Here is a 13,548-nt window from a genome sequence, read left to right as displayed (position 1 = left end):
TCCTCGTCGGCTGAAATCGACCGTAGAAGAAAACGCGGATGGCGGGCGCGTGGTTCTGGTGAAGGTTTCCCGAGTGACTTTTCTCGCGGGGCGAGGTGGGCTCCGTCAGGCGCCGTACACGCGGGTGCCGCCGACGAAGGTCTGTTCCACGCGGGCCTCTGCGATCTCCTCCGGCGGTGCGGTGAGGATGTCGCGGTCGAGGACCACGAGGTCGGCGAGGTGTCCGGCCCGCAGGCTGCCCGCGTCGTCGTGGCCGCCCGCGTGGGCGGATCCGGCCGTGTAGGCGGCGAGGGCGGTGGTGAGGTCCAGGCGCTGTTCGGGCAGGAAGACGCGGCCGTCGGTGGCACCGGGCTCGGCGCGGTTGACCGCGACGTGGAGACCGGCGAGCGGGTCGGGGCTGCTGACCGGCCAGTCGCTGCCGGCGACCAGGGTGGCCCCGGCCCGTACGAGGTCGCCGAACGGGTACTGCCAGGCGGCCCGCTCGGGGCCGAGGAAGGGAATGGTCAGCTCGTCCATCTGGGGTTCGTGCGCGGCCCACAGGGGTTGGATGTTGGCGAGCGCCCCGAGCCGGGCGAAGCGGGCGATGTCGTCGGGGTGCACCACCTGGAGGTGGGCCAGGTGGTGGCGGTTGCCGCGCCGGCCGTTGGCGGCGACGGCCGCCTCGACGGCGTCCAGGGCCTCCCGCACCGCCCGGTCGCCGAGCGCGTGGAAGTGCACCTGGAAGTCGAGGGCGTCGAGCGCGGTGACAAAGCCGCGCAGCGCTTCGGGGTCGACGAAGCTCAGGCCGGTGTTGGCGGTGGCGCAGCCGCAGCCGTCGAGGTAGGGGCTGGTCATGGCGGCGGTGAAGTTCTCGGCGATGCCGTCCTGCATGATCTTCACCGATCCGGCGCGGAACCGTCCGTGGCGCGACGCCGCCCGTCGCTCGACCAGTTCGGGGATCTGTTCGGCGCCGCGGGCCCGGTCCCACCACAGGGCGCCGGTCACCCGTGCGGTGAGGCTGCCGTCCCGGGCGGCGGTGAGGTAGGCGTCGTACGGGTCGGGCCTGCCGCTGAACGCGCCGAGCAGGGCGTCCTGCCAGCCGGTCACGCCCAGGGAGTGCAGCAGGGTCTGGGCGCGCAGCAGTCCGGCGAGGCGGTCGGCGGCGGTGCTCGGCGGGACGAGCCGGGAGACGAGGTCGGAGGCGCCCTCCTGGAGGACACCGGTGGGGACGCCGTCCGCGTCGCGCTCGATCCGCCCGTCGGCGGGGTCCGGGGTGTCTGCGGTGACGCCGGCGAGTTCCAGGGCGAGGGAGTTGGCCCAGGAGCCGTGGTGGTCGCGGTTGACCAGGAGGACGGGCCGGTCGGCGACGACCGAGTCGAGCAGCTGCCGGGTGGGCAGGCCGCCCTCGAAGCTCTCCATGGACCAGCCGCCACCGGTGATCCACGGAAGCTCGGGGTGGGCCGCGGCGTACTCCCCGACGAGCCGGAGGCAGGCGTCGGCGCCGGTGGTACCGCTCAGATCGCACTCGGCGAGCTCCATCCCGCCGAACACCGCGTGGATGTGGGCGTCCTGGAAGCCGGGGATGAGCAACCTGCCCGCCAGGTCGACGACTTCGGTGCGCGGGCCGATCAGCTCGCGGACCTCGTCGTGGCCGACGGCGGTGATCCGCTCGCCGACGACGGCGAGGGAGGAGGCCCGGGTGCGGGCGGGGTCGCCGGTGAAGACGGGGCCACCGGTGAAGACCAGGTCGGCCGTGCTCATGTCCGTGCTCCTGGAGGGTGAGGGGGCCGGCGCGGGGCCGGTACGAGGTGCGTCATGCAACCGGGCGGGCCGATGACAGGTCAAGGGTGTTGTCATAAGAGCCGTCCGGGTAGGGTCCGCGCATGGCCGAACGAGTGGTTCCGGAGGACCGGCGACGGCGCCGTCGCCCCACCAAGCAGGGCGTGGTGCTCTCCGAGCGGATGATCGTCGAGACCGCGCTGCGCCTGGTCGCCCGGCACGGGGCGGACGCGCTGTCGGTACGGCGTCTGGGGGCCGCGCTTGGCGCCGACCCGAGCGCGGTCTACCGCTACTTCCGCAACACCGACGACCTGCTGCTCGCCCTCGCCGACGAGATGGTGGGCAGGGCGCAGGCGGGCTGGCGGGCCACCGGCGACTGGCGGGCCGACCTGCGGGAGATCGCGCTGCGCATCCACGCCGCCTATCTCGCGCATCCGCAGGCGGCGGCGCTCGCGGCGCACCGCACGACGGGCCGGACGCACGAGACCCGGGTGGTCGAGGCGATCCTCGGGGTGCTGCGCGGCGCGGGGTTCCCGGACCGGGAGGCGGTCAGGATCTATCACGCGCTCGCGGACCAGGCGCTGGCCTTCGCCGCACTGGACGCCGCCGCCCTCGCCCTTCCCGAGCCGGCCCGCGAGGCCGACGAGCGGGTCTGGCACGCGGCGTACGGGAAGCTCTCGGCCGACACCCATCCGCATGTGGCGGCGACGTATCCGCTGCTCGCCGAGGACATGCGGGGCAGCGGCCATCCGTTCGCGCTGGAGCTGCTGCTCGACGCGGTGGAGGCGCGGCTGGCGGCGCACGGGCGTCGGTAACGGTCGTGGCGGTCCTGGGAGCGCGTGGGCAGCCGACCGGTTCATCCCTCCTTCACCCGCCGACTCCCCTACGGCAGGCCCCCGTTGGGCTCCGCCTCACCGGCCCGGTGTGCGGTGGGCGGCATGCGACGGACACGACGGTGGTACGCGGTGGCGGTGGCCGTTCCGGTCCTCGCGGCCGTGGCGGCGGACGGGCCACGAGCCCCCGGGGGCGCGCACGCGGGTGGCGGGACGCACGGGGGCGGCCGAGCGCAGCCCGCCTGCGCGTCCTCCGTCCCGTACGTCTCCGGCACCGGCGGATACGCGGCCTATCGCATCCCCGCCGTGGTCCGCACCCGGGCCGGCACGCTGCTGGCCTTCGCCGAGGGCCGGGTGGACGGCGTCGGGGACGCGGGGGCCGTGGACATCGTGCTGCGGCGGTCGTCCGACGGCGGCTGCACCTGGGGGCCGACGCGGGTCGTCGCGGCGGGGCACGGGGACACGCGGGGCAATCCGGCGCCGGTGGTCGACCCGCGCAGCGGTGATGTGGTCCTGGTGAGCGCGGGCAACGACGGGGCCGTGACGGAGGGCATGGTGCTCCGGGGCCGGGCCACGGCCGCCACGGGCCGGCGGGTGTTCGTGCAGCGCAGTGCGGACGACGGGCGGAGCTTCTCCGCGCCCCGGGACATCACGTCCTCGGTCAGGAAGCCCGGCTGGCGCTGGTACGCGACGGGCCCGGGGCACGCCCTCGCGCTGGCCCACGGCCGGTACGCCGGCCGGCTCGTCGTCCCCGCCAACCACTCGGCCGCTCCCCCGCGGGGCTCCGCCGACACGGGCCGCGAGCCGCGCCACTACGGGGCGCACGCCCTGCTGAGCGACGACGGCGGTCACAGCTGGCGGCTCGGCTACACGGACGAGACGTACGAGGGCACGGTGAACGCCAACGAGTCGACGGCCGCCGAGCTCCCCGACGGCACGCTCTTCCTCAGCGCCCGCGACCAGCACGGCACCGGCCCCGGCCACCGCGTCGCCGGCCGGTCCCGTGACGGCGGCGCCACCCTGGACCGGCCCTTCGCACCGCACCCCGGCCTGGAGGAGGTGCCGGTCGTCCAGGGCAGTCTGCTGTACGTGCCCGGACCGTCCGGTCTGCTGGTCTTCTCCGGCCCCTCGGTCCCGACCGCCCGCGCCGTCCCGGCCCTGTGGACCAGCGCGGACGGCGGCCGCACGAGCGCGCGGGCGCTCACCCTCTCGCGCCGCCCGGCCGCCTACTCGGACCTGGTCCGGGTGGACGGGGGGACGATCGGCGTGCTGTACGAGACCGGGGCGCGCGGCCCGTACGAGACCATCGCCTTCCGCCGCGTACCGCTCACCGCGCTCACCCCTCCGGCTCAGGGGCGCAGTTCCTTCGCCTCGAACCGGCCCTCGCCGAGGACCAGCACGAAGGAGACCTGCTGGCCCTCGGAAAGCGCGTGGCCCTGCTCGACGTCGTCGGTGCGGAAGTAGACCGGCTCCTCCGAGTTGAGGGGGAGGACGAAGCCGTAGCCGGCCGTGCGGTCGAAGGAGGTGACGAAGCCGACGCTCCTGCCTGTCTCCATGGGGGGCTCCCTTCCGTCGCGAGGGGGTGTCTGGTGTCGATACCCGCTGCGGCGTCCGGGATCCCACCGGCCCGGCCCGGGGATCACCCGGGGGGCCGCACGCGGATCACTGCCGCAGGGCGGGCCGGGCGTTGCGGGCGAGGGTGTGGGCGAACTCCGGCCACCAGGCTCCGGCGGGCGGGTCGACGACCCCGTACACGGGGTCGACGGTGCCGCCGGTGCCACGGGTGCAGGAGCCGTCGGACTCGCCGATCGTCTTGACGTAGAGGTACGCGTCGACGAGCGGGACGCCGGTGTCGGCGGTCGGGCGCTCTCCCATGCCGCGGCCGGGCGGGTTGCACCAGGTCTCGGCGTCCTCGTAGGTGCCGGGGGCGGGCTTCCAGGGGCCGAGGCCGTTGCGGCTGGTGTCGACGACGAAGTGGAGCAGGTCCGCGGCGGCGGGGCTGCCGACGTTCCGGTCGTACCAGGCGTCGGTCCAGTGCCAGGTGGTCGGGTCCTCGGCGGACACGGCGTTGCCGGGCTGTCCGTCGTTGGGGGCGGCCCCCGAGTAGTACTGGTTGGCGCACCAGTCGGTGTGGCCGCGGGCCCAGTCGGGCCCTTCGGTGGCGAACCAGACGCACTTGGCCACCCAGGTGCCGTACTGGTCGCTCTGGTCGGTGGGCTGGAAGTTGGAGACGTTCAGGGCGAAGCCGTCGGCGCGTGCCGCTCCGGCGTCGATCAGCCGCTGGGCGATGTCGCCGACGGCGCGCCACTGGCTGTTCCCGGCGTCGAGGTAGACGGCGGTGCCGGGCCGGTTCTTGAGCGTGGTGACGGCGAAGTCGAGGTCGGCGAGGCGCTGGGCGGTGAGCGTGCCGTCCGGGTCGACCGAGCCGGCGCAGTCCTTGGGCAGGGCGGCGAGGCCGTCGGGCTCGAGGATCACCACCGCGGGCGCGTCGCCGATCCCCTCGGCGACGGCGGTGATCCACGCGCGGTAGGCGGCGGAGGAGGCGGCCCCGCCACTGGAGTACAGGCCGCAGTCGCGGCCCGGCACGTTGTAGGCGACGGCGACGGGCACCTGTCCGGCGGCCCTGGCGGCGGTGACCAGTTCGGACGCCTCCGTGCGGACCTCCGCGGGGGTACCGCCGGTGAACCAGGCGGCCTGCGGCAGACCGGCGAGGGCCGTCATGTTCGCCGCGTTCTCGGTGTCGCCGGCGGCGGCGTCGACGGCGGCCTGGCGGGCGGCGCCGTTGTCCGGGTCCACATAGAAGCGGGTGGCGGCCGTGAGCGGGCCGGCGCCCGGCTCCGCGGCGGCCGGTGCCTCGGCCCGGGCCGTCGGGGTGACGGCGAGCCAGGCGGCGCAGACGGCGGCCGCCGATGCCAGGGCGGCGGAGCGCCGCCCTCTCATCCGGTACGTCATGACAGGACCTCCCTTGGAGTGATCATGTGCAGCGTAGGCGGCGGTGATCATTCCTCGGGCGGGAACGGGGCGATCGCCCCGGCGCGCGCCGGGGCGGGAAGGGCGCGCGGCGCTCAGTCCTGGCGGCTGCTCTCGTCCCTGAGCCAGGTCGCGAAGTCGCCCGACCGGACGGCCCGGCGCGCTCCCCGGCGCGCCACGAGCGCCGCCGCGAGGAAGACCACGAGGGCGGGCAGCAGGGTCGGCTCGGCGCGCAGGAGGGCGCGCAGGTCGCCGAGGCCGGTGCGGGCCGAAGGGGGCGCGGTGCCCCCGTCGGCGGCGGACCGGTGCTGGTGGGCCTCCAGCTGGGCCGTCGAGGTGGCCGCCCGGACCCGGCGGCGGATCAGGTCCGGCCAGGTGCGCGGCGGGCGGACGACGACCCGGGCGGCGGGGACCACGGCGCGTTCGGCCGGGGCGAAGGCGAGGGAGGCGGCCAGGTCGTCGGCCATCAGGGGCGGCAGGGCGGCGAGCCGGGCGTGGCCTTCTCCGGAGACGGCGATCACCCCGCGCCCGAACAGCCCTTCGCGTACGGCGGGCAGCCGCTGCCAGACCCGGTAGTAGGCGCGCACCGGCCAGGAGCAGCCGGTCATCGGGAGCTCGCGTTCGGGCGCGGCGGCGAGGACGGCGCCGGGTCCGCGGAGCGCGGCGGTCAGGGCGCGTGCGTCGGCGGCGCCCAGTTCGACGTCGGCGTCCACGTAGATCCGCGGGAAGCCGCGGGCGTGCGCGTCGCCGAGGCGCAGGGCCTCGTGCTTGGAGGGCACGGGGGTCTCGACGACGCGGACGCGCGGGCCGTAGGTGGCGGCGACGCGCGCGGTGGCGTCCGTGCAGCCGTTGCACACCACCACCACGTCGAACGCCTCCTCGGGGCCGTCGTCCCGGCGGTTTGCCAGGAGTCCGTCCAGGAGCCGGCCGAGGGTGCGTTCCTCGTTGTGCGCGGGGATCACGATGCTGGGACCGTCGGGCATGCGGCCAGTATGACCTTCCCGTCCCACTCTTACAGTTCCTTCAAGTATCGGTAGGAGTTTCACACAACTCCTGGATGACCTGCCCTAGTTGCTCTAGATTGAGCGCTGCCGGATCCGCTCGGTCACGAACACCCGTGTCCCGGGCGGATTCTGCGTCCTGTGCGGACCCGGCCGTGGCTGGGGAGACTTGCGACCTCGGTCCGCACCGTTCAGTCAGGCGGAAGAGCCGCGTACCCTCGTCGACCGTCGCCGCCCTTCCCCTGCCCGTGAGTCGTCATGCTCGCGGGCGAACCGGGGGATGGACCGCGAGGGCTCGGGAGGGGTGCGCGCGAAGCGCCCTTGGGGGGAATGGATGACCGTCCTGCCGGTCACGCATGAGCGGCATCGTGTCGAATCCACACATTTCGACGTCCATCGCCTGTGGTGGCGAAGGAGACACCAGATCGTCCTGATAACCGCGGACGGCGTGGCGGCGCTCGTCGCCGCCCTGCTGGTGCTGCGGGCGGGCGGCCACTGGCCGGTCGTCCTCGGCCTGCCGCCGGCCTGGGTGGCCGTGCTGTACGCGCACCGCGCCCACGCCCGCGGCTCCCTCGGTTCCGGGAGCGAGGTCTACCGGCGCGTGCTGCGCGGCGCGCTGGTCCTGCCGGCCCTGGCCGCGGTGCTCGGCTGGGGCGTCGCGGACGACCTCGTCCTGGCGCACGAGATGGTCCTCGCGACGCCGCCGGCCGCCGCGCTGTCGCTGGCCGCCCGGTTCGCGACGCGGCGCAGGCTGCGCCGCGGCTGGGCACGGGGCCGGAACCGTACGACCGCCGTCCTGGTGGGCCCCTCCGCCGGGGTCGCCGAACTCCTCTCCGCGCTGCTGCGCGACGGGCACCCCGGCGCTCCGGCGGGCTCGGTGCTCCAGGGGATGGACATCGCCGGGCTGTGCCTGACCGATCCGCTGAACGCGCAGGCGGTCGACGCGTTCGGGGTGCCGGTGCTCGGCGGTGTGGACGAAGTGCCGGGCGCGATCAGGACGTTCGGCGGCGGGACCGCGGTGGTGGTGCTGCCGGCCCCGGAGATCGACGTGGCCCTGTTGCGCCGGCTGTCCTGGAGCACGGCCGCCGCCGGGGGCGACTTCCTGGTCGCGCCCGCGCTCGGTGACGTGGCCGCCGCGCGCATCGAGGTCCGGCCGGTCGGCGGCATCCCGCTGCTCCATGTGCGGGCGCCCCGGCTCTCCCGGCTGGCCCGGCTGCCGAAGGAGGTCGCCGAGCGGCTGATCGCCGCCGTGCTGCTCCTGCTGCTGTCCCCGCTGATGTGCGTGGTCGCGCTGACCGTACGGCTCGGCAGCCGGGGCCCCGCGCTCTTCCGGCAGGTGCGGGTGGGCCTGCACGGCCGGCAGTTCACCATGCTGAAGTTCCGTACGATGCGGCCCGACGCGGAGGCCCGCAGGGCGGAGCTCGCGCACGCCAACCACAACAGCGACGGACTGCTCTTCAAGGTCCGCGACGACCCCCGGGTGACCCGGGTCGGTGCCACGCTCCGCCGCTACTCGCTGGACGAACTGCCCCAGCTGATCAATGTGCTCGGCGGTCACATGTCGCTGATCGGGCCGCGTCCGCCGCTGCCCGAGGAGGTCGCCGGCTACAGCCACGAGGTCCGGCGCCGGCTGCTCGTCAAACCGGGGCTCACCGGCCTGTGGCAGGTCAGCGGCCGCTCCGACCTGCCGTGGGACGAGGCCGTCCGGCTCGACCTGGCGTACGTGGACAACTGGTCGCTCGGCCTCGACGCGGTGATCCTGCTGCGCACCGGCCCCGCGGTCCTGCGCGGAACGGGCGCGTACTGAGATGCGCGCCACCATCACGACGACCTTGGGGGAAAGAAGTTGAACGACGCGGACCGAGCGGACGAGCGGCAGGAGCGGGACCCGGCGAGAGGACCCCTCGGGGTCGCCGTCATCGGCGCCGGCTACTGGGGCCCGAATCTCGTGCGCAACTTCCAGGGCAGCGACCGGTTCCGGCTGCGCTGGCTGTGCGACCTCGACGTCACGCGCGCCCAGCGGGTGCTCGGCGGCTACTCCACGGTGCAGGCGACCGCCGACTACGCGGCGGTGCTCGCCGACCCGGAGGTGGACGCGGTCGCCGTCGCCACCCCGGCCGGCACCCACCTGGACGTGGCGCTCGCCGCCCTGCGCGCGGACAAGCACGTCCTCGTGGAGAAGCCGCTCGCCACCACCTACGCCGACGGGGCGCGCCTGGTCGCCGAGGCCGAGGAACGCGGCCTGACCCTGATGTGCGACCACACCTACTGCTACACCCCGGCCGTGGCGAAGATCCGCGAGCTGGTGCACGAGGGGGCGCTCGGCGACATCCACTACGTGGACTCGGTGCGGATCAACCTCGGTCTGGTGCAGAAGGACATCGACGTGCTGTGGGACCTCGCCCCGCACGACCTGTCCATCCTCGACTTCATCCTGCCCGAGCACGTGCAGCCGGTCGCGGTCGCCGCGCACGGCGCGGATCCGATCGGCGCGGGGCAGGACTGCATCACGTACCTCACGCTCCAGCTCAACACGGGCGCCATCGCTCATGTGCACGTCAACTGGCTGTCGCCCACCAAGGTCCGCACCACCATGGTCGGCGGCGCCAAGCGCACTCTGATCTGGGACGACCTCAACCCGGCACAGCGCATCGCGGTGTTCGACCGCGGGGTGGACCTGGCGACGCCCCAGGACCTGGGGGCGGACGAGCGCAGGCAGGCCCTGATCTCGTACCGGACCGGCGACATGATCGCGCCGGCGATCGGGGAGAAGGAGGCGCTGCGCAGCATGGTCGACGAGTTCGCCGCGGCGATCTCGGAGCGGCGGGCACCGCTGACCGACGGACGGGCGGGCCTGAGGGTCCTGGACATTCTGGAGGCGGCCTCGCGGAGCCTGGAGTTCCGTGGTGCGGTCGTCGGCCTGCGGACCGGCGCGGACCGGTCCCTGAAGCACGGACACGAAGCGGCGGGAGAACGGCGTTGAGCGACATTCGGGGCAAGCGGATCCTGGTCACCGGCGGCGCCGGCACCATCGGCTCCCATGTGACGGACCTCCTGGTCGAGGGGGGCGCGCGCGAGGTCGTCGTGCTCGACAACCTGGTGCGGGGCCGCCGGGCCAACCTGGCCCGGGCGACGGGCAGCGGCGTCGTCGAGCTCGTCGAGGGCGACATCCGCGACGCGGCGACGGTGCGGCGGGTGACCGCGGGCGCGGACCTGGTCTTCCACCTGGCGGCGATCCGCATCACCCAGTGCGCGGAGGAGCCGCGGCTGGCGAACGAGGTGATGGTCGACGGCACGTTCAACGTCCTGGAGGCCGCGGCCGCGGCGGGCGTCGAGAAGGTGATCGCCTCGTCCTCGGCCTCCGTGTACGGCCTCGCCGAGTCGTTCCCGACCACCGAGCGCCACCACCCGTACAACAACGACACCTTCTACGGGGCGGCCAAGGCCTTCAACGAGGGCATGCTCCGCAGCTTCCACGCCATGTACGGCCTGGACTACGTGGCGCTGCGCTACTTCAACGTGTACGGGCCGCGGATGGACATCCACGGGCTCTACACCGAGGTGCTGATCCGCTGGATGGAGCGGATCGAGGCGGGCGAGCCGCCGCTGATCCTCGGCGACGGGACGCAGACGATGGACTTCGTCGACGTCCGGGACATCGCCCGCGCCAACATCCTTGCCGCCCGCGCGGATGTCACCGACGAGGTGTTCAACGTGGCGAGCGCCACCGAGACGTCCTTGCGGGAACTCGCCGACGCGCTGCTCGAGGTGATGGGCTCCGACCTGGAGCCGGTGCACGGTCCGGCGCGCGCGGTCAACGGGGTGACCCGGCGGCTCGCCGACACCCGGCTGGCCGAGGAGCGGCTCGGCTTCAAGGCGGAGATCGACCTGCGGACGGGTCTGACGGACCTGGTGGCGTGGTGGCGGGCCGAGAAGGGCGCGACCGCGACGGACGCCGAGAAGGCCGCCGAGGGGCCCGCGCGGATCCCGGTGATGGTGCCGTGGCTGGGCGAGGAGGAGGCGAAGGCGGCCTCCGACGCCGTGCTGTCCGGCTGGGTCGCCCAGGGCCCGCGGGTCGCCGCCTTCGAGCGGGCCTTCGCGGACCGGGTCGGCGCCCGGCACGCAGTGGCCGTCAGCTCCTGCACGACGGCCCTGCACCTGGCGCTGCTCGCCCTCGGGCTCGGCCCCGGGGACGAGGTCGTGGTCCCCTCGCTCTCCTTCATCGCCACCGCCAACGCCGTACGGTACGTGGGCGCCGTCCCGGTCTTCGCGGACGTCGACCTCGCCACCGGCAACCTGACGGCGGCCGGCGTGGACGCCGTGCGCACCGACCGGACGAAGGCCGTGCTCCTCGTCCACCAGGGCGGGGTGCCCGCGGACGTCTCCGCGCTGCGGGCCGCCTGCGACGGCTGGGGCCTGCCGCTGGTGGAGGACGCGGCCTGCGCGATCGGCTCCACCGTGGACGGCGCCTCCGTCGGCCGGGGCGCGCTGCTGGCGGCCTGGTCGTTCCATCCGCGCAAGCTGCTCACCACCGGCGAGGGCGGCATGATCACCACCGACGACGCCGAGTGGGCGGCGCGGCTGCGCCGGCTGCGCGAGCACGGGATGAACGTGTCGGCGGCCGAGCGGCACGCCAGCGGGACGCCGGTCCTGGAGAGCTATCTGGAGACCGGGTTCAACTACCGGATGACCGACATCCAGGCCGCGGTGGGCCTGGCCCAGTTGGAGAAGCTCGACGCGATGGTGGCGCGGCGCCGTGAACTGGCCGCGCGGTACGGGGAGTTGCTGGCCGACGTGCCCGGTCTCGATCCGGTGCGGGATCCGGCGCACGGCCGGAGCAACTTCCAGTCGTACTGGGTGCTGCTCGCCGAGGACTTCCCGGTGGGCCGCGACACACTCCTCGGCGTCCTCGCCGAGGCCGGGATCTCGGCGCGCCGGGGCATCATGGCGAGCCATCTCGAACCGGCGTACGCCGGGCATCCGGCGGCGCCGCTGCCGGTGACCGAGCGGATCAGCCGCGACTCGCTGATCCTGCCGCTGTTCCACACGATGACCGAGGAGCAGCAGGACCGGGTGGTCGCGGTGCTGCGGGACGCGGCCGGGCGGGAAGCGGCGGCGGGGCGGTGACCGGGCGGCTCGTGATCATCGGCGCCGGCGGCTTCGCGCGGGAGACCGCGCAGGCCGCCCTCGCCGCCGGACTGCCGCTCGCGGGCCATCTGGACGACGACCCGGCGCTGCACGGCGTCGCGCTCGACGGGGTGCCCGTGCTCGGCGGCACCGAGCGGGTGCCCAAGCTCAAGGACGCGTCCTTCGTGGTCTGCGTGGGCAACCCGCGCGACTACGCCTCCCGCGCCCGGCTGGTGCGGCGGCTCGGCCTGCCCGAGCACCGCTACACCACCGTGGTGCACCCGACCGCGTCGGTGTCGGCGAGCTCGACGGTCGGCCGGGGCACGGTGCTGCTCGCCCACGCGGTCCTGACGGCGTCCGTGCGGCTGGGCCGCCATGTGGCCGTCATGCCGCAGACGGTCCTCACCCATGACGACGAGGTCGGTGACCTCGCCACCCTCGCCTCGGGGGTACGGCTCGGGGGCGGCGCCCGGATCGGCCGGGGCGGCTACATCGGGGCGGGCGCGCTGGTCCGGGAGGGCGTGACGGTCGGGGACTGGTCCCTGGTCGGCATGGGCTCCGTGGTCCTCGCGGACGTGCCGCCGGGCGAGGTGTGGGCCGGTTCCCCGGCCCGCCGGCTGCGCGCGGCGGCTCCCCCGGCGCTCGAACAGCTCACGGCGCGCGGCGCCCTCACGATCCCTGCACGAGGAGTGAACGGCTGATGGACCAGACGGACCAGATACCCCTGGTGGACCTGCGGGCGGCCCACGCGGAGGTCGACGAGGAGATACGCGCCGGCTTCGACCGGGTCCTCGCCGACACCGCCTTCATCGGCGGTGAGGAGGTCCGTGCGTTCGAGCGGGAGTACGCGGAGTTCGGCGCGGTCGGCCACTGCGTGGGCGTCGCCAACGGTACGGACGCCCTGGAGCTGGCCCTGCGGGCGAGCGGGGTCGGGGCGGGCGACGAGGTCGTGCTGCCCGCGAACACGTTCATCGCCACGGCGGGTGCCGTCGCCCGGGCCGGGGCCCGCCCGGTCCTGGTCGACTGCGAGCCCGACACCCTGCTGATCGATCCCCGGGCCGCACTGGCCGCGGTCGGCGCGGCCACCCGGGCGGTGGTTCCGGTCCATCTGTACGGGCAGTGCGCCGATGTGGCCGCGCTCGCCGAAGGGCTGCCCGGTCACGTGCGGATCGTGGAGGACGCCGCCCAGAGCCAGGGCGCGAGCCGGCACGGCCGTACGCCGGGCAGCGGAGGGATCGCCGCCACCAGCTTCTACCCGGGCAAGAACCTCGGCGCCTACGGCGACGCGGGCGCGGTCCTCACCGACGACGCGGAGGCCGCCGCCCTGGTGCGGGCGGTCGCCAACCACGGCGGCGCCCACAAGTACCGGCACGACGTGCCCGGTTTCAACAGCCGGCTCGACGGCCTCCAGGCCGTGGTGCTGCGGGCGAAGCTGCGGCGACTCGGCGCGGGCGACGAGGCCCGGCGGGCGGCGGCGGGGCGCTACGACGAGCTGCTCGCCCCGCTCGCGGAGACCGGCCGGGTGGTCCGCCCCGTCACGGCCGACGGCAACGTCCACGTGTGGCACCTGTACGTGGTGCGGGTGCCCGGCTCCGACCGCGACGAGGTGGTCGGCAAGCTCAACGCGGGCGGCGTCGGGGCCGGTGTGCACTATCCGGCCCCGGTCCACCTGACGCCCGCCTACCGTCATCTCGGCTACGCACGCGGGGACTTCCCGCACGCGGAGCGGGCGGCGGACGAGATCCTTTCGCTGCCGCTCTTCCCGCAGATCACCCACGACCAGCAGCGCCGGGTCGTGGACGCGCTGGTGAACGCCCTCGGCTGAGGTCACCCTCCCCCACCCCGGCCGCAGGCCGGGA

Annotated in this window: 10 protein-coding genes and 1 pseudogene; 7 read left to right on the top strand and 4 right to left on the bottom strand. The window is 74.6% G+C overall.

Annotated features, from left to right (window positions below):
• Positions 1 to 105 precede the first annotated feature (105 nt).
• Positions 106 to 1,740, bottom strand: a complete 1,635-nt coding sequence (locus ACFY7C_RS16775) for an amidohydrolase (RefSeq protein WP_389650315.1) — start codon at positions 1,738 to 1,740, stop codon at positions 106 to 108.
• A gap of 122 nt (positions 1,741 to 1,862) precedes the next feature.
• On the opposite strand from ACFY7C_RS16775, the gene ACFY7C_RS16770 reads away from it, so the two are divergent.
• Positions 1,863 to 2,573: a helix-turn-helix domain-containing protein gene (locus ACFY7C_RS16770; RefSeq protein WP_389650312.1), complete on the top strand. Its 711-nt coding sequence runs from the start codon at positions 1,863 to 1,865 to the stop codon at positions 2,571 to 2,573.
• A 123-nt stretch (positions 2,574 to 2,696) separates the two neighbouring features.
• Positions 2,697 to 4,055, top strand: a complete 1,359-nt coding sequence (locus tag ACFY7C_RS16765) for an exo-alpha-sialidase (RefSeq protein WP_389650309.1) — start codon at positions 2,697 to 2,699, stop codon at positions 4,053 to 4,055.
• Here the strand turns inward: ACFY7C_RS16765 and ACFY7C_RS16760 are convergent.
• The 3 genes and pseudogenes from ACFY7C_RS16760 to ACFY7C_RS16750 form a co-directional block, all read right to left on the bottom strand.
• Positions 4,010 to 4,147 (bottom strand): annotated as a pseudogene (locus ACFY7C_RS16760) (hypothetical protein); the annotation flags it as partial. The gene ACFY7C_RS16765 and the pseudogene ACFY7C_RS16760 sit on opposite strands and share 46 nt — an antisense overlap.
• 106 nt (positions 4,148 to 4,253) lie before the next feature.
• Complete coding sequence (locus ACFY7C_RS16755) at positions 4,254 to 5,543, bottom strand: glycoside hydrolase family 6 protein (RefSeq protein WP_389650306.1); 1,290 nt, start codon at positions 5,541 to 5,543, stop codon at positions 4,254 to 4,256.
• 113 nt (positions 5,544 to 5,656) lie between these two features.
• Positions 5,657 to 6,544 carry a glycosyltransferase family 2 protein gene (locus tag ACFY7C_RS16750; protein WP_389650303.1) on the bottom strand — a complete coding sequence of 296 codons (888 nt, stop codon included), beginning with the start codon at positions 6,542 to 6,544 and terminating at the stop codon, positions 5,657 to 5,659.
• Between the two features lie 352 nt (positions 6,545 to 6,896).
• On the opposite strand from ACFY7C_RS16750, the gene ACFY7C_RS16745 reads away from it, so the two are divergent.
• From ACFY7C_RS16745 to ACFY7C_RS16725, 5 genes are read left to right on the top strand one after another with little or no spacing between them, the layout of a single operon-like run.
• Positions 6,897 to 8,369: a sugar transferase gene (locus ACFY7C_RS16745; protein ID WP_389650300.1), complete on the top strand. Its 1,473-nt coding sequence runs from the start codon at positions 6,897 to 6,899 to the stop codon at positions 8,367 to 8,369.
• A gap of 39 nt (positions 8,370 to 8,408) precedes the next feature.
• Positions 8,409 to 9,545: a Gfo/Idh/MocA family protein gene (locus ACFY7C_RS16740; RefSeq protein WP_389650297.1), complete on the top strand. Its 1,137-nt coding sequence runs from the start codon at positions 8,409 to 8,411 to the stop codon at positions 9,543 to 9,545.
• Positions 9,542 to 11,689, top strand: coding sequence for an aminotransferase class I/II-fold pyridoxal phosphate-dependent enzyme (locus ACFY7C_RS16735; RefSeq protein ID WP_389650294.1), 2,148 nt, complete (start codon positions 9,542 to 9,544; stop codon positions 11,687 to 11,689). Before ACFY7C_RS16740 ends, ACFY7C_RS16735 begins: the two co-directional genes overlap by 4 nt.
• Positions 11,686 to 12,390, top strand: a complete 705-nt coding sequence (locus ACFY7C_RS16730; protein ID WP_389650291.1) for a NeuD/PglB/VioB family sugar acetyltransferase — start codon at positions 11,686 to 11,688, stop codon at positions 12,388 to 12,390. The genes ACFY7C_RS16735 and ACFY7C_RS16730 overlap by 4 nt, the downstream gene beginning before the upstream one ends.
• Positions 12,390 to 13,514, top strand: coding sequence for a DegT/DnrJ/EryC1/StrS family aminotransferase (locus tag ACFY7C_RS16725; RefSeq protein ID WP_389650288.1), 1,125 nt, complete (start codon positions 12,390 to 12,392; stop codon positions 13,512 to 13,514). The genes ACFY7C_RS16730 and ACFY7C_RS16725 overlap by 1 nt, the downstream gene beginning before the upstream one ends.
• Positions 13,515 to 13,548 lie beyond the last annotated feature (34 nt).

Source organism: Streptomyces sp. NPDC012769 (assembly GCF_042901205.1).
GTDB lineage: Bacteria > Actinomycetota > Actinomycetes > Streptomycetales > Streptomycetaceae > Streptomyces.
This window is presented reverse-complemented; position numbering and strand designations above follow the sequence as displayed.